General features: G+C 61.4%; 21 protein-coding genes and 1 pseudogene. 2 read left to right on the top strand and 20 right to left on the bottom strand.

What is annotated here, in order from left to right; genetic code table 11:
* Window positions 1-85: 85 nt before the first annotated feature.
* The 4 genes from AC2JAJ_RS19495 to AC2JAJ_RS19480 all read right to left on the bottom strand — a co-directional run bounded on the left by AC2JAJ_RS19495 (window position 86) and on the right by AC2JAJ_RS19480 (window position 4,559).
* The gene (locus AC2JAJ_RS19495) at window positions 86-874 is read right to left on the bottom strand and encodes an ATP-binding protein (RefSeq protein ID WP_486414752.1); all 789 of its coding nucleotides are present in this window, start codon (window positions 872-874) and stop codon (window positions 86-88) included.
* Window positions 864-2,414: an IS21 family transposase gene (gene istA / locus AC2JAJ_RS19490; protein WP_486414823.1), complete on the bottom strand. Its 1,551-nt coding sequence runs from the start codon at window positions 2,412-2,414 to the stop codon at window positions 864-866. The genes AC2JAJ_RS19495 and istA (AC2JAJ_RS19490) overlap by 11 nt, the downstream gene beginning before the upstream one ends.
* Window positions 2,415-2,700: 286 nt before the next feature.
* Window positions 2,701-3,921, bottom strand: a complete 1,221-nt coding sequence (locus AC2JAJ_RS19485) for a DNA methyltransferase (RefSeq protein WP_486414824.1) — start codon at window positions 3,919-3,921, stop codon at window positions 2,701-2,703.
* Between the two features lie 248 nt (window positions 3,922-4,169).
* Window positions 4,170-4,559, bottom strand: coding sequence for a heavy metal-responsive transcriptional regulator (locus AC2JAJ_RS19480; protein ID WP_031216440.1), 390 nt, complete (start codon window positions 4,557-4,559; stop codon window positions 4,170-4,172).
* Window positions 4,560-4,731: 172 nt separating this feature from the next.
* Between AC2JAJ_RS19480 and merA the strand changes: the two genes are divergently transcribed.
* Window positions 4,732-6,174, top strand: a complete 1,443-nt coding sequence (gene merA / locus AC2JAJ_RS19475; RefSeq protein WP_011691634.1) for a mercury(II) reductase — start codon at window positions 4,732-4,734, stop codon at window positions 6,172-6,174.
* A 52-nt stretch (window positions 6,175-6,226) separates the two neighbouring features.
* On the opposite strand, the pseudogene istB reads toward merA, so the two are convergent.
* From istB to AC2JAJ_RS19435, 8 genes and pseudogenes are all read right to left on the bottom strand, one after another.
* Window positions 6,227-7,041, bottom strand: a pseudogene (gene istB / locus AC2JAJ_RS19470) (IS21-like element helper ATPase IstB).
* Window positions 7,038-8,714, bottom strand: a complete 1,677-nt coding sequence (gene istA / locus AC2JAJ_RS19465) for an IS21 family transposase (RefSeq protein WP_011691636.1) — start codon at window positions 8,712-8,714, stop codon at window positions 7,038-7,040. The pseudogene istB and the gene istA (AC2JAJ_RS19465) overlap by 4 nt, the downstream one beginning before the upstream one ends.
* A 128-nt stretch (window positions 8,715-8,842) precedes the next feature.
* Window positions 8,843-9,538 (bottom strand): DNA methyltransferase, encoded by a 696-nt coding sequence (locus AC2JAJ_RS19460; protein ID WP_486414825.1) that lies wholly within the window; start codon window positions 9,536-9,538, stop codon window positions 8,843-8,845.
* A 517-nt stretch (window positions 9,539-10,055) separates the two neighbouring features.
* Window positions 10,056-10,688: a tetratricopeptide repeat protein gene (locus AC2JAJ_RS19455; protein ID WP_486414826.1), complete on the bottom strand. Its 633-nt coding sequence runs from the start codon at window positions 10,686-10,688 to the stop codon at window positions 10,056-10,058.
* A 51-nt stretch (window positions 10,689-10,739) separates the two neighbouring features.
* The gene (locus tag AC2JAJ_RS19450; protein WP_476741759.1) at window positions 10,740-11,198 is read right to left on the bottom strand and encodes a hypothetical protein; all 459 of its coding nucleotides are present in this window, start codon (window positions 11,196-11,198) and stop codon (window positions 10,740-10,742) included.
* 479 nt (window positions 11,199-11,677) lie between these two features.
* The gene (locus AC2JAJ_RS19445; protein WP_476741760.1) at window positions 11,678-12,355 is read right to left on the bottom strand and encodes a hypothetical protein; all 678 of its coding nucleotides are present in this window, start codon (window positions 12,353-12,355) and stop codon (window positions 11,678-11,680) included.
* Window positions 12,352-12,963, bottom strand: coding sequence for an RNA polymerase sigma factor (locus AC2JAJ_RS19440; RefSeq protein WP_486414827.1), 612 nt, complete (start codon window positions 12,961-12,963; stop codon window positions 12,352-12,354). Before AC2JAJ_RS19440 ends, AC2JAJ_RS19445 begins: the two co-directional genes overlap by 4 nt.
* 129 nt (window positions 12,964-13,092) lie before the next feature.
* Window positions 13,093-13,419 carry a DUF6572 domain-containing protein gene (locus AC2JAJ_RS19435; protein WP_486414828.1) on the bottom strand — a complete coding sequence of 109 codons (327 nt, stop codon included), beginning with the start codon at window positions 13,417-13,419 and terminating at the stop codon, window positions 13,093-13,095.
* A gap of 179 nt (window positions 13,420-13,598) precedes the next feature.
* Between AC2JAJ_RS19435 and AC2JAJ_RS19430 the strand changes: the two genes are divergently transcribed.
* Complete coding sequence (locus tag AC2JAJ_RS19430; protein WP_476741763.1) at window positions 13,599-13,868, top strand: hypothetical protein; 270 nt, start codon at window positions 13,599-13,601, stop codon at window positions 13,866-13,868.
* Between the two features lie 58 nt (window positions 13,869-13,926).
* On the opposite strand, the gene AC2JAJ_RS19425 is transcribed toward AC2JAJ_RS19430, so the two are convergent.
* The 8 genes from AC2JAJ_RS19425 to AC2JAJ_RS19390 all read right to left on the bottom strand — a co-directional run bounded on the left by AC2JAJ_RS19425 (window position 13,927) and on the right by AC2JAJ_RS19390 (window position 22,203).
* Complete coding sequence (locus AC2JAJ_RS19425; RefSeq protein ID WP_476741764.1) at window positions 13,927-14,556, bottom strand: hypothetical protein; 630 nt, start codon at window positions 14,554-14,556, stop codon at window positions 13,927-13,929.
* The gene (locus AC2JAJ_RS19420; protein WP_476741765.1) at window positions 14,553-17,264 is read right to left on the bottom strand and encodes a tyrosine-type recombinase/integrase; all 2,712 of its coding nucleotides are present in this window, start codon (window positions 17,262-17,264) and stop codon (window positions 14,553-14,555) included. Before AC2JAJ_RS19420 ends, AC2JAJ_RS19425 begins: the two co-directional genes overlap by 4 nt.
* Window positions 17,261-18,454, bottom strand: a complete 1,194-nt coding sequence (locus tag AC2JAJ_RS19415; protein ID WP_486414829.1) for a tyrosine-type recombinase/integrase — start codon at window positions 18,452-18,454, stop codon at window positions 17,261-17,263. Before AC2JAJ_RS19415 ends, AC2JAJ_RS19420 begins: the two co-directional genes overlap by 4 nt.
* A 48-nt stretch (window positions 18,455-18,502) precedes the next feature.
* On the bottom strand, window positions 18,503-18,772 hold the full coding sequence (locus AC2JAJ_RS19410) for a hypothetical protein (RefSeq protein ID WP_478221844.1): 270 nt from the start codon (window positions 18,770-18,772) through the stop codon (window positions 18,503-18,505).
* Window positions 18,753-19,085: a hypothetical protein gene (locus AC2JAJ_RS19405; protein WP_478221843.1), complete on the bottom strand. Its 333-nt coding sequence runs from the start codon at window positions 19,083-19,085 to the stop codon at window positions 18,753-18,755. Before AC2JAJ_RS19405 ends, AC2JAJ_RS19410 begins: the two co-directional genes overlap by 20 nt.
* A 418-nt stretch (window positions 19,086-19,503) precedes the next feature.
* Window positions 19,504-19,854 (bottom strand): hypothetical protein, encoded by a 351-nt coding sequence (locus tag AC2JAJ_RS19400; protein WP_237430640.1) that lies wholly within the window; start codon window positions 19,852-19,854, stop codon window positions 19,504-19,506.
* A 15-nt stretch (window positions 19,855-19,869) separates the two neighbouring features.
* The gene (locus AC2JAJ_RS19395; RefSeq protein WP_237430639.1) at window positions 19,870-20,364 is read right to left on the bottom strand and encodes a hypothetical protein; all 495 of its coding nucleotides are present in this window, start codon (window positions 20,362-20,364) and stop codon (window positions 19,870-19,872) included.
* Window positions 20,365-21,024: 660 nt separating this feature from the next.
* The gene (locus AC2JAJ_RS19390) at window positions 21,025-22,203 is read right to left on the bottom strand and encodes an IS30 family transposase (protein WP_501053268.1); all 1,179 of its coding nucleotides are present in this window, start codon (window positions 22,201-22,203) and stop codon (window positions 21,025-21,027) included.
* Window positions 22,204-22,267 lie beyond the last annotated feature (64 nt).

The following is a 22,267-nucleotide window of genomic DNA, read 5'->3' as shown; positions in this document are numbered from 1 at the left end:
TTTGACCGGTCGCGGCAAGTATTTTTGGACAGGGTCAGGCGCCCCGGGCGTGCCGGGTTTTGGGGCGCCTGACCGGGGTTTTGGGTTAGCTCATCGGGCGGGTTCCTTTCCCGTTTTGGGCTTGCATGAGCCTGACGGACTCGCCGCTGGTTTGGCAGAGGTGGGCGTGGTGGAGAAGCCGGTCCACGGTCGCGGTGGCGATGGTTTTGGGCATGAGCTCATCGAACCCGGAGGGGTGGATGTTCGAGCTGATCGCCAGGGACCGCTTTTCGTAGGAGGCTTCCACGACCCGGTAGAAGCCCTCGACTGCGTCGGCGGAGACCGGCAGCAGGCCTATGTCGTCGATGCAGATCAAATCCACGTTCGTGGCGCGGGTGATGGCTTTGTTGACGCTGTCATCGATGCGGTGCCGTCGCACGAGAGCGCCGAGGTCTTCCATGCTGAGCCAGGACACGGACATGCCCTGATCGATGGCCAGTTGGCCGAGGGCTTCCAGAAGCAGGGTCTTGCCGGTGCCGGAGGGCCCGCAGGCAATCAGGTTCTCCCGCCGCCGCACCCATTCCAGGGTCCGCAGGAACGACGTTGTTGCAGCCGGCAGGGTGGAGAGGGCTTCGTCCCAGACATCGAAGGTCTTCCCGGTGGGGAATCCGGCACGTTTGCGCCGGGTGGCCAGCATCGAGGCGTTCCGGCCGGTGGCTTCGGCTTCGAGCAGGACGCGGACGACTTCGGTGGGGTCCCAGCGTTGGGCTTTCGCGGTGGCAAGGACCTCGGCGACCACAGCGCGGGCGTGCGGCATCCGGGTCGTGCGCATCAGCGCGATCACGTTCTCCACCGCCGCGTCAGCCAGGGGCGGGGTCATGGTGTTAGCGCTCATCGATGGCTCCTTCAAAGTCTTCATCGCTGGTGGTGTTAGGGGCGGTGCCGAAGTTGGCCCAGGCGCTGGTGCCCTGACTCAGCCACCGGCCCTGGTCGGTGACGGTGTGGGTGGCCCCGGTCGTGTGGCTTTTCCCGTTGCCGGTGTTGACGATGGAGATCAGGTCCTCGTGGGTGAAGCGCTGGTGCACCGCTGCCGCTCCCAGGCCCTTGTCGACCTCGTCGGCGCCAAGGACCTTGGCGAGGGTGACGGCGCGTTCCATTTTGTGCCGGATCTTCTGGGTGCCCGCGGCGGCGGCTTCCTTGAGCCAGAGCGCGGCGCCGGCGCCGAGGGCCAGGAACTCCTCCTCTGCCTTGTTCGTCGGGCGGATCACCCGTTCCAGGGCCCCTGCAGGGGCGGGCGGGAAGTGGGTCTCGATGATCGCGGGGATGCCGGGGCGGGTGAGCTTATGCCGGGCGACCTCGACCGGGCCGGAGTCCCCGACGTGGACGATGATCACCTCGGTTTCGGTGCCCCGTACCCACACCATCTGACCCATCAGGGTGTGCGGGACGGAGTACCGGGATTGCTGGAAGGTGATCATGGGCATGTTCGGCGGGACCTGCCGGGTATGGCCGAAACTCGCCGTCACCGGGGTCGCCGGGACCGGGTGCAACCGGGGCTGTTCGAGAACCCGGAGCATGTCCTTCGGGATCTCAAGAGTGGCCCGGTGCACCCGCGAATTCACCTCCTCCATAAACACCTCACAGGCCGCCTCCAGCTCGGCGAAAGACCGGTACTCGGGCAGCAGATTGGTCTCTTTCGGGACGAGGTCGGCTTTGGCGATCTTCACCGCGTTCTCCACCCCGCCCTTCGAGGCCGGGTCCGCCGGCAGACACGTCTGCAGCGAGGTTGAATAGTGCCTCGCGAAGGCCACGATCTGATGGTTGCGGACCGGGACCCCGGCGACGTGCTCGACCGTGACGGTCTTCTCGTTATCCGTCAAAATGTAGGTCGGAACCCCGCCGATCAGCCGGAACGCCCTGTCCAGGGCGGCGAACACGCTCGGCATGGTCTTATCCCGCAAAGCAATCACAATCCGGAACCGGGAGAAGGCCAGCCAGGCCACGAACAGCACGGTCTTCACCCCGTCAACGACGGGTCCGTCGCCGTAGTCATACTGAAGCCACAGACCCGGCTCAGGAGTCCAAGGACGGTGCACACGCACGTTCCGGGCCCGGTATTTCGCCTTCAGTTCAGCCAGCGTGGTCCTGGTCGTCCGCTCACACCCGGTGAACCCCAAAGCGACAAGTTTCTCATGCACCACATCGCCGCGGATCTTCCCGCGGGACTGCTCGACCCAGGAGATCAACTGTGGCAGGAACGGGTCAGTCATCCGGCCGCGCTGCCGGGCCACCGGCGCCTGCGCACCGTCCTGGCGGGCTTTCACATAAGAGCGGACCGTGTTGTGTGAGACGCCGCAGATCTTCGCGGCATCCCGGTACGACCGGGTTAAATCGTAAGCAGCTAAAATTTCCATGAACTCTCCTGGAGACTTCACAACGAGCCCCTTCCTTCCCACAACGGGTGAAACACAGACGATTGGCATCGCCATTTCACCGCGGAAGGAAGGGGCTCTCCCCGTAACGACACGAGGGATGGACAAGAGGAATCCCAGCACGCCTAGCCACACACCGTGGCCTACTGCTGTCCAAAAATGCTTGCCGCCGCTGGTCAAAACCACTGCCGCGAACGGTCAACCAGTTTTGCCGTCTCCGGTCAGTTTAAAGTTGCCGCTTACACACCAATCTGGGCAAGCAGTTCCTGGTCGATATCAAGACCGGTGGTCATACGTCGGCTCCTTGTGCCTGAAGGGAGGGACTTGCCCAGTTCAATCCGGTACTGCGCCGCTTGGTCCTTCTATACGACGAAACGATCGATTGGGGGATCTTCTTGAGGGTTGAGCCGCGCCGCAACTCGGCAAGCCGATTTGCTGATTCAGGATCTATACCCGTTCCGAACGCAACCAAGAGCTCCCCTTCATCCAGCCAATCCAGAAGGAAATCGACCACAGGGTCATTGACCAGACCGTCGATCACTGCAAGGCGCTGCTTACCTTTTCTTCCGCAGAAAGGTGATTCCTTCAGGTAGGAGAATCCATACTGCCCCGCTACTGCCTCACCTAGCGCGTCTCCCGCGGCCCAGTGAGCCAAGAGAACTTGGCGATCTTCAACCTCAAACATGGATGGGCCAACGTCCAAAACGCGGAAACCGCCGCCCCCGGACCAATTTTTGGTGGCGACATTCCTGGTCTTTCCAGCCTTTCGCAGCGCCGAAAAGACCGTCTTCAACATTTCCCGGTCAGTTAACTGCGTCATCTCGTCAGAGGGCAAGGCGGGACGCTTCGGGTTGGCAACGAATGTCCCGTATTTCTTGATCGACTGCAGTAAAGCTAGATCATCAAATGTGCCGTGCTCCAGAAGTTTATCCAGCACGCCCAGAGCGGCCTTGGCAGATGCGGCAGTGACATCGTCGGGGAGATCGCCCAGCGATTCGACGGCGGTGGTTTCCGTAATGCCCCCGGGATCGGTCCCTTCGATGACCTTAGCCAACCGCGGCATGGTGTACGTCTCGATTGTGCTGTGCTGCCATTCCACAGTGGCCCATCGTCGCCCCATCTTGTGGGCCGCCGCTGCTGTCGTTCCAGACCCTGCGAAGCAGTCCAGAACGAGATCACCCGGCTCCGTTGAAAGCTCGAGGATTTTCCGCATCAGCTGCTCAGGCTTCGGGGTGTCGAACAGGTCCGGGGTCAGTACCCCAGGGAACAGGTTCTTTAGGTGATTCTTGGCTCCCCGGCTACTTCCAGTCTCGCCAACATTGAACCAGATGTCGCTTGGCGGAAGTCCGTCTTGTTCCCAGAGGAAACTGATTCTCTTGATCGCAGTTTCGTTCTCGTTAAAGAACAGCTCCCCTGAGGCCAGCTTGGCCTCCAACGTCTCGCGTTCCCAGCGCCACCCGTTCTTCGGATGTTTGATGACGTTGCCCGACGGGGACACGACGTCATACATCAAATTGGGTCTCAGCTTGGGATTCTGGACGTCCCTCCCGTCGTACCAAGGTCCCTGATTGTGTCAACGTGATCGGAGCCCACTAGGACGGCCCGAACGGTACCCACCCGTCGGACGTCCGGGGATGATGTTGTGAGGGTGTCTAGGGGTTCTTGGCGTGGTTTCTGGGTCTGTGAAAACACTGCCGCGGGTTGGGACGATACCCGGGGTCCCGGTTGTTGGAAGCTGGCGTCTGGCGGAGTAGTGCGTCAGAGGTAGCTGCAGATTTGTTCGGGATCGCAGCTTGCGTCGGTCCCGGACGCGGCAGTGGCGTGAAGGCCGGCGACGATGGATCGCAGCGCCATTAGTTCAGAAATCTGGTGGTCCAGTTCGGCCAGCTGGTTGGAGAGAAGGTCTTGGACGTGGGCGCAGGGGGCTTCTCCGGCGTCACGGAGGCTAAGAATTTCGCGTATTTGGGTCAGGGCGAGGCCTGCGGCCCGTCCGCGGCGGATGAATTCGAGCCTGGCCACGGAGTCGTCATGGTAGTCCCGGTAGCCGTTAGAGGATCTTTTCGCTGCCGGGAGAAGCCCGCTGTCCTCGTAGAAACGCAGCGTCTTGGTTGTCATCCCTGCCGCTGCCGCGGCCTCACCGATACGCATCATGAACTCATTTCTTAGCAGGCGGCCAGGACGGCGATTCCTTGACATTCCAGTGTAGGGGAAGGTTGAGAATGGGATGCAGAGCTGGTCTTCGGTTGAAGGCTGCACATGGCGGTCGGTTGAGCAACAGGTGTGCTGGCGGCTGCTTCCCTTCCATCTTCAGGAGTCCCTCGTGTCGGCAGCATCTTTCGATTATGACCTGGCCATTATCGGTTCCGGCGGGGCTGCTTTCGCTGCGGCCATCCGGGCAACCAGCCGTGGCAAGCGGGTGTTGATGGTGGAGCGCAGCACTGTGGGAGGCACGTGCGTGAACACGGGCTGCATCCCGTCCAAGGCCCTGCTGGCCGCCGCGGAAGCCCGCCATGTCGCCCTCGATGCTTCCGGACGGTTCCCCGGTATCAGCACCTCCGCAGAGCCGGTGGATATGCCCGAACTGGTCGCCGGGAAGCGCTCACTGGTCGAATCCATGCGGTCAGAGAAGTATGTGGATCTCGCCGCGGGCTATGGATGGAACCTGCAGCGGGGGACGGCGGTGTTCGCCGGAACCGCAGCCGCACCGGTTTTGAACATCACCGCCCCGGGCGGAACCACCGAGACAGTCAGCGCGGAACACTACCTGGTCGCGACCGGCTCCACCCCCTGGATCCCTGAAGTGCCGGGAATGGACGAGGTGGATTATCTGACGTCCACGAGTGCGATGGAGCTGCAGGACGTTCCCGCTTCGATGCTGGTGGTGGGCGGCGGGTATGTGGCGCTGGAGCAGGCGCAGCTTTTCGCCCGGCTCGGCACGGAGGTGACCATCCTGGTCCGGTCCAAGCTCGCCTCGGCCGAAGAGCCTGAAGCCGGGCATGCCCTCGCCGGTGTCTTCGCCGATGAGGGCATCCGGGTCGTCCGTCGAGCGACAGCGTCCTCGGTCCGGACCGATGAGGTGTCGGGGGACGTGGTCGTGGATGCTTCCGTCTCAGGAGGAAACGAGGAATTCAGGGCCGCGCGCCTGCTCATGGCAACAGGCCGGCGCCCGGTCACGGAGGATTTGAACCTTTGCATGGTCGGCGTTGAAACCGGGGACCGCGGGGAAGTCCTGGTCGACGGGAGCCTTCGCAGTACTAATCCGAGGATCTGGGCCGCGGGTGATGTGACGGGTCACCCGGAGTTCGTTTATGTCGCCGCCGCGCACGGGGCCCTGATGGTGGAGAACGCCTTTGAGGGTGCCGGGCGTGAGGTCGATTACCGGCACCTGCCCCGGGTCACGTTTACCAGCCCTGCCCTGGCCGCTGTCGGGATGACGGACAAGGAAGCGAACCAGGCAGGGATCCGGTGCATGTGCCGGGTTCTGCCGCTCAAATTTATCCCTCGCGCGCTGGTGAACCGTGATACCCGCGGCTTCATCAAGATCGTTGCCGACGCGGACACGGGTCGGATTGTAGGGATCACTGTCGTGGGTAAGGACGCCGGGGACATCGCCGCCGCAGGGATTTACATTCTGGAGGCCGGGATGACCGTTGATCAGGTCGCGAATCTCTGGAGCCCCTATCTGACCATGGCCGAAGGCATCAAGATAGCAGCCCAGTCCTTCACTACTGACGTCTCCAAACTGTCCTGTTGCGCGGCATGAAGTGGTCAACGACAACCTATGTGTTCGTGGGGCGGGCGGCCGCGGCTACCTTTTAGTGCGCGTTCCTTGTCAGGCTGTGGGCGAGGCGGTAGGAATCGGTGCCGGTTTCGATGATGGTGCCGTTGAACGTCAGCCGGTCAACGATCGCGGCGCAGAGGCGCGGGTCGGTGAATGTCTTGGTCCAGCCGGAGAACGACTCGTTGGAAGCGATGGCGATGGAGTTCTTCTCTTCGCGTTCGGTGAGGACCTGGAAGAGGAGTTCGGCGCCGCGCCGGTCCAGTTCCATATAGCCGAGCTCGTCAATGCAGAGCAGGTCCACTCGGCCGTATCTGGCGATGGTCTTGGCGAGGACTTTGTCGTCGGCGGCTTCGACGAGTTCGTTCACGAGCCGGGTGGCCAAAGTGTATTTGACCCGGTATCCCTTCTCCGCCGCGGCGGTGCCCAGCCCGATAAGCAGGTGGGATTTGCCGGTTCCGGAGTCCCCGATCAGGCATAGCGGTGCACCTTTTCGAATCCATTCGCCGGTAGCGAGGGTATGGATGGTAGCGGGGTTGATGTTCGTGTTCGCGTCGAAATCGAAATCACCGAGCCATTTATCCCGGGGAAATTCCCGGCTTTGACGCGTCGGATTGAGGAGCGACGGTCCCGGTCATCGCATTCGGCCAGCAGCAGCTCGGCCAGGAAGCCTTGGTAAGAGAGTTGTTCCTTCCCCGCGACGGTCAGAGCTTCGTCCAGAACCGCCCGGATGGTGGGCAGGCGCAATCGGCGGCATGCTTGGTCCACGGCCGCGACCGCGGCCTGCTCAGTCAGACCGCGGCGCCGTCGCAGGGTTGGGGTGATGGTGGTGGCCGGTGCGGTGGGGCTCATGAGATGTTTTCCTTCGACGCGGTTCCTGCGGAGTGTTCGGTGCGTTTGGCCAGCAGCTCGTCATAGGCGCTGATCGCCGGGAGCGGCCGCTTGTCTGGAGGGAGCCCGGCGATGACCGCCGCCGGGTCCATCAGCCGGCGCTGGGTCAGGCTGACAACTCGTTGCACTTTCGCTTCAGCATGAGCACCGCGATGACGGTCAGGACGGGACCCACCAGCAGGGATGCTGGAGGCATGTCGGCGGCCTTCAACCGCCACGACGTCGGCACTGACGGCACCTACTCCAAGGGCTGCGGTGATCCCTGCCTCGATGTCTTCGGCTTCCATCGATCGGTGCAGCAGCAGGACGTCAATCAGTTCACGGGTCCCCGCGGCATCACCGTTGACCCTGCGCGAGGCAGACCAGAAGGCGTCATGGGCGCTGGTGAAAGCACCCGACTCCCGCGCCCTGGCCAAAGCAGTGGAACCAGGCAAAGCGCCGGGCTTGGTCTTGAGGACCTCCAGATAATGGTCCAACTGGACCGACTGCCCGCCCTTGGCAATAATCCGCTGGTGCCGGGCCGCCACCGCGCGGCCGTCGAACACCACAACTTCGGATGCCCGCAATGAAACCCGGACCCGCCGACCGATGAACCGTGCTGGCACCGAGTACTTCACCATCCGCACGGTAATCATTGAGGACCGGTCCACTCTCGGGTTCAACACCAGACCGGGATCGAACTCGTCGGCCGGCAACGGTGCCAGGAACGGGCGCTCGGCGGCGAAGTCCTGGCCGATAGTGCGGATCCTGCCATCAATCCGCCGCTGATCGTCTTGAACCTCCCGGCTCCGGATCCAGTCGTTGAGCTCATCAAGGGACCTCGCCACGGGCATCGGGGTCAGCCGGTTGCGGCGGAACCAGCCCACCTCGCCCTCGACCCCGCCTTTCTCGTGAGCGCCGGCAAGACCTGGCTGGCAATAAAAGGCATCAAATCCATAGAACGAGCGAAACAACACCCACCGGTCATTCTCCAGGCGGTTCCGCCCCTGACCGAACACCACGGCCCTGACGGCACTGGTGAGGTTGTCATAGCGGATATGTTTGACCGGCACGCCGCCGATCTCGTTGAACGCCTCGACGTGGCCTTCCAGAAACGCTTCCTGGGCCTGGGTGGGGTAAATCCGGTGGATGGCTTTGCCGGAGTGAGAAAGCCGGAAGATGAACATGTGGCATTTCGTCTTTACCCCGTCCAGCACGATCCAGACTTCACCGAAGTCCACTTCCGCTTCCGCGCCCGGGGCGTGCTCCTGAGGAACAAATACCTCAACCCGGCGGCCGGCCTCCACATCGATCTGCGCCCGGCGGACCCGAACGTAGTCACGCACCGTCGAATACGACAACTCGTCCGCTCCATGCTCCTCGATGAGCCGGGCAAGAATCCTCCGGGCAGTGTGACGCTGCTTCCTCGGCGCCGTCGTGTCCTCGACGAGCATGGCGTCGATCGTCGGTTTATAAGGATCAAGCCGCGGCGAGGACCGTACAGGAGTTTTACGCTCTGGCGGGACCGGGGAACTTAACGCCTTACGCACGGTTTTCCGCGCCACCTGGTGCCTGCGGGCAAGCTCCCGGATTGACGCGCCCTCCACCCGGGCATCCCTCCGAATCTGCGCGAACAACTCCACTCTTGACCCCATCCCGGCCCTCCCGTCGTCGATCCAACACTGGATGGATCAACGTTCACAGGTGGGTACCATTCAAGCCGTCATTAGGTTCGGCATGTCCGGCTGGTGGGTACCGTTCGGGCCGTCCTAGTGGGCTCCGATCAGACTGTCATACTCAGTCCCCTCGGATTATTGTCTGGGTTGGAATAGTGTCCCGACTTAGCAGGATCCGGGAGGTGCTTCGGCCGCCACTTTGGCATCTTTGAATAGATCATGATGCTGTTGTGATCCTTAGCGAACCCCTTAGCGTTATTACTGCTGCTGTCCGTTGAACGCCAGGCGATCTCAGCAACAAAATTCTTAGGTCCGAAGACCTCGTCCAGCACCAATCGCGCCCGGTGGCTTTCAACATCATCTAGATGCAGCCAAATGCTTCCATCATCGGCAAGCAGAGTCTCGATTTGCTCCAACCGGTCCCTCATCATGGTGAGCCAGACGGAATGCTCTAGAGCGTCATCGTAGTGAACGAAGGCCTGACCGCGATTGAACGGGGGGTCGATATAGACCAGTTTCACTTTCCCAACATAATGTTGCGCGAACTCAGGCAATTGGGTGAGCGAGGTCAACGCATGGAGGGCATCTCCCCGGATGAGCAGGTTGTCCTTGGCCCGAAGGGCAGAATTGTGGGTCTCTCCCACTGTTGTTACGTCGTGGAGGAGTCTTACTTCACTGGTTCTGTAGTCGCCGGGGACAGTCCATTCATAGGAGCCGTCCTCATGCGAAAGCAATTTTTGGTTTTTATTGGTCCAAGTCAGCTCAAGACGCCCGGAGGGACGAAACTCAGGGACAGTGGTCATGAGCGGAGGACCCTTCTTCTTTCAAGTTAATCAGTGACTGACAATACCGGACTAACTTCCGCGCAGATGTCAGGAACGGGGGCTATGCCCATCATCGTCCGTTTGGCGCTCCAAACAGTGCGAGCCGCCCCGCTACAGCCGCCAGACTGCGTGGCTTAGGCGGCCGCGGAACCGGCGTCGGTGATGCCGCTCAGCAACCATTGCTCTGACAGCGGATCGCGGCGCAGCTCGAAGGTGCGCAGCGCCGAGGTGGAGGTTAGGCGGATTATCTCCCCTCATAGTTCATTTGTGCTGGTCAGCGGGGGACAGTCGCCGAGCCACGTTAGCCACGTATGTTTTAGATCCTCGCAGATCGGTAGCCATGTCAAAGCGGAGAGTTCCTCCCCGCACGATGACTACCTCTAAGGAAGCGGATGCTCACGTGGCAGCAGACCATCTGGTAACCCCAGGGATTCAAGACACGTCGGCTCGGAGCAGGATCAGCTGAGATCGCCAGCTCGGGTCAAGGACACCATTACTACTTCGCGAGGCGCTTTAGTCGTGCAAGGATCTGGTGTTCCGCGTCAACGACGCCCACTGTTTTGTGACGCGGGAACACAGGCCCTCGATCAGCCAACTCCAGCGCCCGGCGTGCAGCCTCGACTGCGGTTTGCCGGTCTCCAGTCTTGTCTGCAAGGTCGATCACTGCGAGGTTCCACCGGAAGTGGGCGCTGGGAAATGGAATGCGCGCCACCTCCGGCCATTGGACCAGTAACTCCGCGGCTTCTTCGACGGCCTTCCCATCGCCCCGCCGTATCAGGAGTTCGGCAAGCTTGATGTGCTGCGTCATCGTTGTGCTCTTCAGCGCTGGATTGTCATTGAGCAGGCGCCGATAGTAATACTCCGAGAGCGTCGGGTCATCGTCAACGTACGAGTCCCCCAGGTGCTCCAGAGTTGCGAAGCCCTCCATCGTGGAGAACTCTCCCTCATCCGAGAGCACGCGCGTCCAGAGCTCTCTGGCCCCGCCGACTTCGCCGGCGTCGCGCAGCGCCAGCCCCTTGATACGCAGATACTGCGCACGGTTGTATTTGCGGGACTTGGCGAGGCGTGCCTCGAACGCGGCGCGGTCCGCTTCGCTCCAGCCTGGGGACCGAAACCACTCATCTTCCATGACGAAGATTGTTCCAGAGGACCTGCCGGCTGCTTGGATCCCCGGCCTGCGTCATCTTTCGCTGTCCACTAGATGCTGTGCGAACTGGAGAAGCTCCGCGGCCGTTTGCTCGCGTTGCTCCGGCATCTCATCCCAGAGAATCAAGAGATACAAGAGCTCATTCAGCTCGCTCGGTTGTCCCAGCGGAAACCAGCCAACCCGGTACATTAGCCTCGACCCAGCCAGGACGTCGATCCGCCCTTTGGCGGTCTCCTCGCCCCAATATCGGAGGAGAAAGCCGGCGGCTTCCTCTGGCTCTTCGCGCTCGATGCCCAGTTCTTCGCGGACTGCGCTCCACAAATCAGCAGCATCAGCCCTGTCTCCCGTCGGAAGTCCTGCCACTTCGCGGAGCGAGGGGCTGTCGTAACCCAGGACCAGCAGCTCAGTGGCGAAGTCAGGCAGCTCATGCGGCGGGGTAATCCCCGTCTGCTCACACAGGAAAATCGCCCGTGCCCTCCGCTGACTATCCACGATGGAACTATATCCAGACAAGACGGCGGCTAGGCGCGCGTCTCCAGGCGCCGCCGATCAAGTGCCCGGGCTACTGGAGTCAGTGCTGCCCAACGTTCCTCCTCGGTGGCCTGCAAGGATGGGGGTAAGTTCTTTTCCGGAAGGCGGCGGCTCCTGGCGCAGGGACGCAGGGTCCCGGCGAGGTATTCCACAGCTGCGAGCATCAGCGCGGGAGTGGTGCCGCTCGGGCCCTGAGGCCATACAGCATGTGCTTGCCCGGACTCGTGTAGCTCGCCAGCCCTGAAGGCGATGTCTACGGCCTGCTCTGCCGTTAACTCCACGGCGCGCGCCGCGAGATGAGGCTCGCCTAGCCGCCACAGTTCCCGCGCAATAGACAACGGCGGACTCGTGATCGTGAAGGATCCCATAGATCAATACTCTCGCAAAGGACTCTCATGACTGGCGGGACAGACAGCCGCCAATCTTACGTGAACACTCTGCTATTCCTCGAGCGTGGGGATGCCGAGGTGGGCGCAGATTTCGGGTCCGCCAGGGATGACTGCGACGTTGTTATCGACGACGCACGCGGTCAATTGCGGGACGTAGTGGCCAATGAGCTTGTTCGACCCGGCAGGGCCGCCGAGCGGATTCCCGTACTTGTCGGTGGGCATGCCGCCGTTGGCGCTGGACTGCCCGGGGTCTGCCGTCGGCGTGGTGTGGACGAAACCCGGAGGGACGAGGTCGTCGGTGATGCCCTGGGGATTCATCAGTCCCAGGTCCCAGCTGCGGCCGCACTGGAGGATGGGGTCGGTGATCTGTTGCATTCCTGCGTTCGGATCGCCGGGGCTCGGGTTGTTCTTCGCGTCGAAGCCTGTCACGAAGATCCCCGTGGTGATGTACGGGGGCATGATGACTTTGGGATCTGCTTTGACGGGGTAGGTAGTGGTGAGGTCGGCGCGATAATAGCAGCGGATGTCGCGCTTGTCGTTCACCGGGGCAAGGGCCGTGTAGACCCCGGCCGCGGTGGTTCCAGCTATTGCGGTGCCGGCAACAGCGATCACGACGGGAAGGGCAAGCCATTTGCGTGATCGCCTCGGAGTGCGGCGTGCTTCCTGGACGAGCAGGTTTCGGACACGGTCTTTGGTGTCCTTGGGGTACGTCACTTCGGTCAGGTTCATGACAGCCTCGCTTCAACGATCGTGGTGTCCAACTCTTCGACGGGCACTGGCGTTTGCTTCATCAGGCCCAGTTTGGACCTTGCGCGGTGCAGTCTGGATTTCACTGTCCCGGCCCGTATACCGAGGGCCTTGGCTGCCTCTTCCTGGCTGATCCCGTTCATCAGGCACAGGATCACCACGTCCCGTTCCCCGGCGTGCAGTCCTGCGGTTGTGTCGAGCAGTTCGCGGACTTCACGCTCCGCGTCTACCCTGGACGTCACCGCTTCGGCATGGTCTGCTTCATGTCCGCCGTGCCGGGGATCCGAATGCGGCAGCCTGGTCAGGAAATCGGCATACCGCCCCGATGCTCTTGCCCTGTTGCGGTCTGCGTTTGTGGCGACCCCGAGCAGCCAGGGGAGGAGGCTGTCTCTCTCGGGTCTGAGCTTGTGTCGTTGCCGCCATGCCTCCAGAAAGGTGATCGAGACGAGCTCCTCGGCGTCATGCCAGGATCCGCAGCGGGAGAGACAGTACCGGAAGACCGCGTCGGCGTGCCGGTTGAACAGGACGCCAAAAGCGTCAGCATTGCCTGCTGTGCACGCGCGCCACAGGTCTTCATCGGTGTCCTCCATATGCCTCATACCTTGTAGTGTCCGCAGGCCCGGAAAAGGTTCCCGGTCGTGAGAATGTTTTCGCAGCCCCGATACCCGGGGGTCGGGCGGTGTCTCCTTGCCTGTGAGGGGCGATCCATGAAGCGTTGTTCAGCCAAGGCGGTTTACGGCGGAGCGGATGCCGTAATGCCGGAGTCCTTCGGATGCCAAGTCAATGAGTTCCTGAACTTCCGCAGGGGCCGTACTGACGCAATCAAGTTGGATGCATACAGGACGTCCAGCAGCATCTGGGTATGAGTGCAGGAGGCCCTCATCGAGGACGAACATGGCGTAATTGTTGATCTTTTCCCTCAGCTGTTCTAGCTGTTCCGCAGCGCCTGTCCAAGGACGCTCTTCGACCATGATCAACTTGTATTCATCCTGCACGGGATCGTGCGTCACGAGATCGATCACGTTCGGTTCGTGGATTCCGGGCAAGGCAGGCTCCTATTGGGTGAAGACGGCAGGACAGCGTATCGGCTCATTTGATCATCACTCAGGAGAGTCGAAGGCAACGCTAGCCTCGCCCGGGACCGACTCCCTGCCGGTCTGCGCCGGCGACCGGTCTTTCCTTCGTCGCGTACGCTCGCTTTCATGGAGAACGCAAAGGGCCCAAGATGAGTACCGATTTTGAGGCAAGAGGACCTAATGCAATCGCGTCTAAGGACGGCGAACTCCATATCGCTCGCGTGGGTTTATCTGTGAGCTTTCGTGGACACAAATATGAGATTGACTCAGAAATGCTGGCTCCTCCTATGAGCATAGCCATCTATTTCCGGAACAGCTCGGCGGCGAAGGCGGCTGCGGAGGTGCATGAGTTAGAGCAGCTACGGGAATTTGTCCGAGATGCGCTGCAGTTCGGAGGGTTCGATGTTGAGTTTGACTAGCCGCCGTCTTCCTGGAGGACCTTGCTAGATGCGGCCGGCCGCCTCTCGTCCCTGCAACCTAGTGAGTTTGGGTTGGCTCTGAGCTGAGTGATCGGGAACTAGGCGCGGCGCTCCGACCTGTGGGTCGTACCGGCCGGTTTATTTCGGCCATGAGGGAACGATTGACGCGGTGAGCTGCCTCGAGGTCGGATGACAGCGCTTCAGAGTTCTGTCGAAGCTGACGCAGTTCTTGGATGGCGTCACTGGCTTGCTTGGAAAGGATGATGTTCTGATCGGTCAGTTCTTGAACCCGAAGGCTCTGTGAATGGGCGTCGGTGCCGTCAATCTGGTCGCCGAGCAATTCGGAGATGCGGCGCTGGTGCTTCTGCAGCTCGTGACGGAGCCGTTGGTTCTCCTTGCGCAATAGATCACGTTCGACGGGCCCAACTCCGGCAGTGGATTTCGCTGTTTCCTCGGACGAACCTCTGAATTGCACGGACTGCGCTTTTCTTACGTGCTCCAGGAGTGGTTTCTGGCGGACGAGCCAGGGGCTGACGCCGGCACGGCGCGCAACATCGGCCACGCTGATGGGCGTGTTTGTTCGTGTCATCGCATCGATTGTTGCCAGGACTGCCTGCCTTTTGGCTTTGCTGACTTTCTTTCGGTGCTGCACCATTGCAGCCGTTTTCGAGCCTGAGTGGGTTCTCATTCCTCGTCCTCGAGTACGCGGGTTTTGACCTTGAGGCTTCCGACTGGGATGAAGGGTTTCTCGACGGCGGTCGGGACACTGGAACGGAGCCGGCGCAGTACGGCGGAGGCTTCCGCGAGGGACTCCCTTTCGCTGCCGGGCAATTCGGCCAGCCGCGTTTCCTGCGCAGCGATGAGGGCGGTGAACGCTTCGATCTCGTTCCGGGTGTCAGTGATGAGTGAGGGTCGAAGGTTCTGCGCGACCTGCCAGGCGAGGTCTTCTTTCATCCGTTCCCGATGCGCCTTGAGGTCTGGGAGATGGGAAGGGTCAGATCTGAAGAAAGTGCAGCCGCCGCATTGAAAACGTGCGGGGCATGCTTTGCCCGCTGCTTTGATGTTGGTCGGTTCGGTGCAGTTGCCGAACGGTACTGCGACCGCGGCCATGGAGTAGAGGTCTTCGGTAACGGGGGAGTGGGCGCCCAGAGCGTCGAAGGAAAGCCTTTTGACGGACTCGATGGCTTTGCGTTTTCGTGCGTTGGTCACTGTGTAGTACTGGGCAGTCGTGTCAGCGGACCGGTGGTCCATGAGGCGGCGGAGGGTTTCCTGTGGGACGCCTGCGTCGGCCAGTCGTTGGCAGTAGGAGTGGCGGAACGCATAGGCGAAAACACTGGTCTTGCAGAACGGCGTTCCTGTGCCGGGGCCGTTATTGGGGCCTGGCAGGTCTGGAAGATCGAGGTCGATCCAGTCCCGGAGCCGTTTGTTGAACCACGTTGTCTTGAGGTGTTTGTCCCGGGCCCTGGGACGGAACGTGGGAAAAAGCCAGTCGTGCTGCCCGGGCGGCATCGCGGTGATGTGTTGATCCCGGACAGTAAACCAGGTCTCCAGGGCTTGGGCGGTTTCTGCCCAGATAGGAAGGCGCCTGCCCCTGCGTCTTCCTTTGTCGTTGTGCCAGAGCAGGGTGGCTTGGCCGGTCGTGTCGTAGCTGAGGCAGTCACGGCGGAGACCTGCGGTTTCGCTGGGTCGGCGTCCGGCGTCGCGCAAAAGGGTCAGGTAGCAGGTGAACGCTGCTTTGTAGACGGCGTTGGGGGCAGAGGCTGATGCGGGATTGGAGACTCGTGCGGTGGGCAGCTGCTCGAAGAGGTACTCGATCACGGGTTCGGGAACAGCCCGTCCGGTCTCATCGTCTTCGTCTGCCCCCGGATTGTCTTCGAGGGGGATCTGCAGGTCGTAGTCCAGGGCGAAGGAGAGAGTGGTGTTTTCGAACAGGTCCGAGTTTTTCCGGGCGTAGTCGATCATGCCGGCAAGCGTTGATCCAAGGAGCCGTTTGTAGCTGTTGGGCAGGGGGTGCCCATCGAGCCGGGCAAGACCTGCCAGCGCCTGCGCCAGGACCTTGCCATGTTCTCGTGTGAGGTCGGACGCGTTTGTGGGTGAGGGGAGGTTCCGCGCCGCGCACCGGACGACAAAGTCCGTGCAGAGCCGTGCGACGTGAGTGATGAGGGTCGTCGCGGAAGTCTCCGTGGTGGACCGCTCCAAGATCCATAGCTTGGCCATTTGCCGGGCCCATTCCAGGGGTATAGGCCGGAAATCCAGGGCTGCCAAGGAGCGGGCCGACCCGGATCTGTTGGATGACGTCGTCAGAAGACCGAATGGGATGAGGTCTGACCGGAGAAGATCGCCGTTGGTGGACCACGGGACGTAGCGTTCGAGTAATCTGGCCCGCACCACACGGAACATCGACCAGGCATTTACCGAGCGCATGACCTTGCTTTCGGACAGGACCCGGGTGTCGGCGTTGAGGAAGGATTTCGTGGCCTGCGGGAAGTCCATGGCCGAACGGATGAGAGCCCGGGTCGTAATGATATTGATGGGGAAACCAATGCCGTCCTGGTGCTGAAGGGCCCACAGCAGTTCCGTGGCCAATCCGGGGTGCCGCCGGCGCAATGCAGCGAGGTTGAGTTCGCATCCGCCTGTTGTGGGGGAGGGGGCGTGGATTTCCCGGTAGCCGTCGGGTTCCAGCGAGACGACAGCTTCTCGCTCAAGGTGCAAAGTCAGCTCTCCCTGGGTGGCGATCAGCTTTGAATGGCGCCTGCAGAGCCCGATCCGGTTGGCTGCCTGCCGTTTGTAGCCGCACCATGGGACGGCGCAGTATTCCGGTGCCGTAACCGGTTTGGCTTCCTGGGCAGCCACCCAGGCTGCGATGTCTGGCACTGTCCTGACAGGGTGGTGGCCCAGGCATAAGGGAGGCAACCGGTCCTTTTTCTGGTGCCATCGTCGGGGGTTTCCGTCCGTGGCGGCCATGAGGGGCACGCCTAGGCCTTTACTGCGGTTCGTGCAGTTTGCCACTGAGCACAGGATCGGGTCGATGCGGCATGCCCAGTTTGTCTTCTGCAGTTCGGCTGCCTGTTTGACCCAGTCCTCGGCGCTCATGGCGCCCATGCGCTTGGTGTGCCGGATGTAGCGGCCAGTGCAGATGTTGCACAGTCCGCTGCGGCGGGTGAATGAGGGACGGGAGCATCCGGGGAAATTACAGCCGTTGACGAGGGTCCCCAGATGGCCTGGGACTCCGGTGAAGATCCACGTCCTGCTGTCCCATTCGTTCGGGCGCCAATCCTCCCGGATTTCCTGGACCAGCATGTCCTGGAACCGGGAGAGGTCCAACGACGCGTCGACCGGTTCCGTTCGTGCCGGGGCAGGAGCAACATCAGGCGCGGTCTGCCCTGCACCGCTCATCGGTGCCGCTCCGAACCTGGCCGGACACTTTCGATGGCGTCGCGAAGATCTTGGTCGCTGGCATGCTCATACACGTGCTGGGACGAGGGACTGCGGTGCCCGAGCAGTTCCTGGACGTCCGCTCCCGGCACTCCGGCCCGCTTCCAGCGGGTCGCCGCTGTATGCCGTGTCATGTGCGGGTTGACCCGGAGACCGGCGCGCCCTGAGGAGCGGTAGAAAATCTTGACGGCATTGGAGTACTTCATCGCCTCCCCGGCGTGGGACCGGGAGTACAAGTTGACGAAAACCATCGGGCTTGAGTCCACGTCCAGACGGTCGATGCGGTCCTCAGCGTAGAGGTGGTACAGGGTGCAGGCCGCTTCAGTGACGGGGATGCTGCGCGGATTCGCCGACTTTGACAACGCGGCGTTCGGGTTCTGGCGCCGACGGACATGGATGTGAGGGCCGGCGGTCGCGCAGCCGAGGCCGCGGGAGTCATGGAAGAGATGCAGATCCTCCGTCCGCAGGCCCAGTGCTTCGCCGATTCGGAGGCCTGTTTCGAGCATCAGCGCCACCAGGAAGCGGTCACGCCGGTTGGCCATCGCCGACAACAGCGAATGGGCAGAGTGTTCGTCGAGAAGCTTGGGGGCTTCTTCGACTTCCTTGACCCTCACAGCCCTGGCCTTGGATACCTTGCCCGGCAGGAGCCTGTCACCGGAATACCCGTACGCGATTCGCGTCTCATAGAAGCCGGCCGCCGTCTTCTCACTGATCAGATCACTGCGGGCGGCCCACATGTAGAACTGGGTCAGGGCCGCAGCGTACTGATTCATTGTCTTCCCGCTGCGGTAACGCGGCTCACGATATTCGATGTCCGATTCAGTGGCGGGCAACGGAGAAGCAGCGAGTTCCCGGATAAACCGTGAAACGACGGGCACGCCGTCGGCCCAGTTCAACCGGGCCGGACCGAGCCAAGTGAAGAACGCGGCGAGGCGTTGCGCGTACGCCCTCAGGGTATTCGTCGACCGGGAGGAACCAAAGAGGTAGTGAAGGTATGAGCTGGATTCAGGATGTAGTTCGAAGGTGGAAGTGTTCACAACTGCCCACGACGGGCCCCCGGCCTTGTGGATGACCCTGAACGCGATCCAGTGCCGTGGAATCGAGGGGTCCGGGTGGTTGGTCGACGGAAACGTAATCAATGAATGCGCCATGCGGACGTACCTCGTCGGGGTAGATAATCCGTGCGTTCCGAGACGACCCTAGTTCAGAACACACATCCCTGTGAACCCCACCGGAGGGTAGATAAGGCGGACCTGGACCTGCCAGTGTTCGACGCTGACCAGGTCACCGCAGCCGACCGGTGCCCGTTTGGCGGTGTTCCACCAGTCTGAGCGCGTGAACCAGCGCACTGGTTCGGCGGCCACGGCCCAGATCCGGTCGTCGTATCGGACGGCCAGGGGTATGCCTTTGGCGGTAAATCGGACCTGTACGGGGACGTCCAGGGGGTTGTCAGTTGTTGTTCTTGCCACGGGTCCGCTCTCCCAAATTCCTGTTCATCATTTCCTCCCGGCGGGTGACCGCCGAACTCCATACCCAGGTCCGGTACGTGACCGGCCCGTCGTTCCACGTCACTTCGGCTGCTTTCGCTGTCCAGGCAAAGACCTCGCCGTCCACCAGCTCGGCGCAGTTCGGGAACCGGATCCATGCCTTCACCGGGATGCCTGGATATCCGTTTTTGACCGGGAAGTGCTCGAAATCGAGCTCTTCCACGGTCAGTCCGATTGGGCCGGCCCGCCGTGCGTACTGCGCCTGTAGCGCGGCCGCAAAACTCTCGGAGGACATACCACAACCTTAGAATATATATTCGAATAGACACGCCAAAGAACGGTGGCCAGGTTACTGGCCGCCGGCTCCCATCATGGGGGAGGGGTACGACAACTAGGCCCCCGGGTTATACCCAGTGGGGACAGGGCGGTTTCTCATGGACGTTGCAACAGGGGGTTGCCTTGAACATACCTGCTGATTCGGGGATCGAATACCAGTACTACTCTCGGGTGTGAGGGTGGCCCTTCGGGCGCCGTCACCGGGTAATTTTGCAGGCGAGTCTTGTGGGATGAGTAAGACTCATTGGCCTTCTCCAGGAATCCCTGCTCTGAAACGGCCCGTGGGGGACCGGCTTACGGGCTGGGTGGAGCGAACGAGGACAGCGCTCTGATGCAGGTACTAGCCTCTCGAAATCTCGGACATTAGGAATCGGAAGCTAGCTGGACTCATTGTTCCTCAGGATTTGCAAGACCTCGCTCGGAGGCTCAGGGATCCGGCGGTCCTTGGGAACGCCCACCCAGACAACCCCGTGTTGATCAGGACGGCTGGCGGCACGACCAATTGGCTCGGCCATGTTTATGGCCACATCACGTGCAAAGCCCTCAACGGTGCCATCCGCCGCCTCTGAGTGAAATGCGAGCCGACGTCCCAGCACCACCGTGGGGTCAATAGTGCGGCGATACACACCCCAGACCGTAGCCGGCCCGTCCTGCCAGTAACCGAGAATATTCACCTCATCCGCCCAGTAGCGATCAATTTCCCTAACGATGTGTCCAGCTAAATCCATAGATCCTCGTCCTAGTCAGACTTCAGCGCAAGCACCCCTAGGTACCGAGGGGTGTCCGAACAGGACGAAATTGGTGCCATCATCCTCAAGAACCGACACGTAGCTCGGACCGAAGAGAGAGACTACTGATTCGCAGATGGCGATCGCGCTCTTGGCCTCCTCGCCACCGTCAGCGCCGCGAGGATCCACGAGGCTGGTTTCGATGCGAATCCTGCCCGCTTCGGTTTCGGTTACGGATTTGATTTTGCCCAACCATGGCGCGTTCTTCTTTGCTGTCTTGAAGTCGGCAGTCTTGTCCCGGCCATTTGCGCTGGGAATGGAGTCAGGTGGTGCAGCAGCCTGACTGGCTCCCGTCCGAGCCGGCGAAGCAGCATTTGATGCCTTCTGCGGATCGGAAGTCGAGCAGCCACAGAGCAGTGTAATAACAGCAACTCCAACCAAACCGGAAACCGGGAGAAAAGTTCTCTTGGCATATGATGGCGCTGCATTCTTCGGATTGTTCCGTTGCATGTTTTTGTCCCCCAATTTTTGCAACCGCTATAAGCGGTGCTCGCGCCTTTAGCATCGCACCTGGACACCAGTCCGGGAAGGTTTCCAACACGCGGAAGCCACTTCTGCCCTCAACACACCGAAGATCTCACTTGCCCGACTCCCAGTGGCGGATCCTTTAGCCGACGTCCTCAGTTAAAGGTGACCTGAACGGGCTTGAACCTGAAAGGCCCCCCACATCCAACTCCGAAGGGATGTTCTCCGGTGGATTCAGTTTCTACTGGCAGTTCAACCGCGGTTTGGCCGCCAACCGCAGCTGCGGCCTCAACGTGGATCGAAGTCACGCTTACAGGCGCGATCAGGTAAGGCGCGGATTGGGGCACCAGCCACTTCCGCTCATCATTCTGTGCCACCGGCTCAGGCACGCACCCTTCCCCAAAACAAGCCGCAACCGACGCCGGCGCGGAGGAAAACACTAACTCCACGGGACCCGTATAGGCATAACCAATGGCTGGGCACACACGGGGAACACGGGACACGCCGCCAATCACAGCAACGACTGCCAAGACTGCGACAACGCTGTCGACTGCAAGGAGTAGTGCCCACCGACGCTTCATGGAGTGAGACTAGCGCTCGACGGGACAAGCTTCGAGCAGCGGGGCGTTTGGGTAAAGGATCTCCTTACGAGACGGAGGAACCGGATCCTGCCAACTTGGCCGCCGCGGCGTGATAAGTCGCGAACTTGGCGGATGCGCTGGACCAATTCAGCACAGATCTGGGGCGGCTGTTGATCTCCGCCGCGGCGAAGAGTACATCCGCCGGTTTGATGGTGCTTAGGTCATCTCCCTTCCGAAAGTACTGACGAAGTAGGCCGTTGGCGTTCTCGTTTGATGCGCGCTGCCAGGGACTGGCCGGATCGCAGAAGTAGACCAGCGTCCCCAGCGCAGCTGTGACCTCGGCGTGCTTGGCCATCTCTGATCCCCGGTCCCACGTCAACGTCCTCCGCAAGGTAGCCGGCATGACACCGAGCACTTCGATGAGCTGGTCCCGCATGTTGCCGGATCTGCTCCCTGGACGGAGAACGAAAGCGACGAGGAGTCGAGAAGAGCGTTCAACCAGCGTCACTATCGCTGATTTGTTTCCCTTCCCCATGATGAGGTCACCCTCCCAATGGCCAGCTTCCTCTCTGGTGGCAATGTGGGCTGGGCGGTCTCCGATCTTCAAAGCATCAGTAATGTACTGGCGTGGCTTCACCTTGGTCCTGGACCTGGGTCGCCTGCTGAACTTACCCGAACGCAGCAGGCGAGCAGACCCCGCCGGAACGGGGCGGATGCTCAGTTGGTAGAGCGCACGGTAGATCGTTTCATGAGCCAGGTGCCGGTGCTTTTCTCCAGGAAACCGTTCCCTCAGGGCCTGGGAGACCTGCTGAGGGCTCCACCGCTTCGATAGACAGGCCACGACGTAGTCCCTGAGCTCATCATCCCCAGCAAGCTTTGCCAGCCTGGGTCGTGGCCTTCTCTTCTGTGCCATTTGCTGGGCGCGGAACGGATGATAGCGACGAGAGTCCGGTCGGTTTCTGGCCAGCTCTCTGCTGATTGTGGAGGGTGGCCGGCCGAGATCGCGGGCGATAGATCGAAGGCTCGCTTTAGCCAGCAACCGGTCGGCAATGAAGATGCGTTCGTTCTCTGACAAATAGCGGCTGGAGACGGTTGAGGCCGGAACCGCTTTATCAGGTCTCGGGTCCAAGCCCTGCTGCACCAGACCCTCGACCCCGTTGCGTCCATGCAACCAACGCCTGCCCGTGTTTTTGTGGATTCCAAGAATCCTGCATGCTGCCGAGTTGGAGTGGCCTTCTTTCATGAGCTGAACGTACAAGGGCTTCTTCTCAACCAAGCCCTCTGGGCCCATTTTCCGCGATCGGCGC

It is taken from the genome of Arthrobacter sp. MOO21, assembly GCF_057369995.2.
This window is presented reverse-complemented; position numbering and strand designations above follow the sequence as displayed.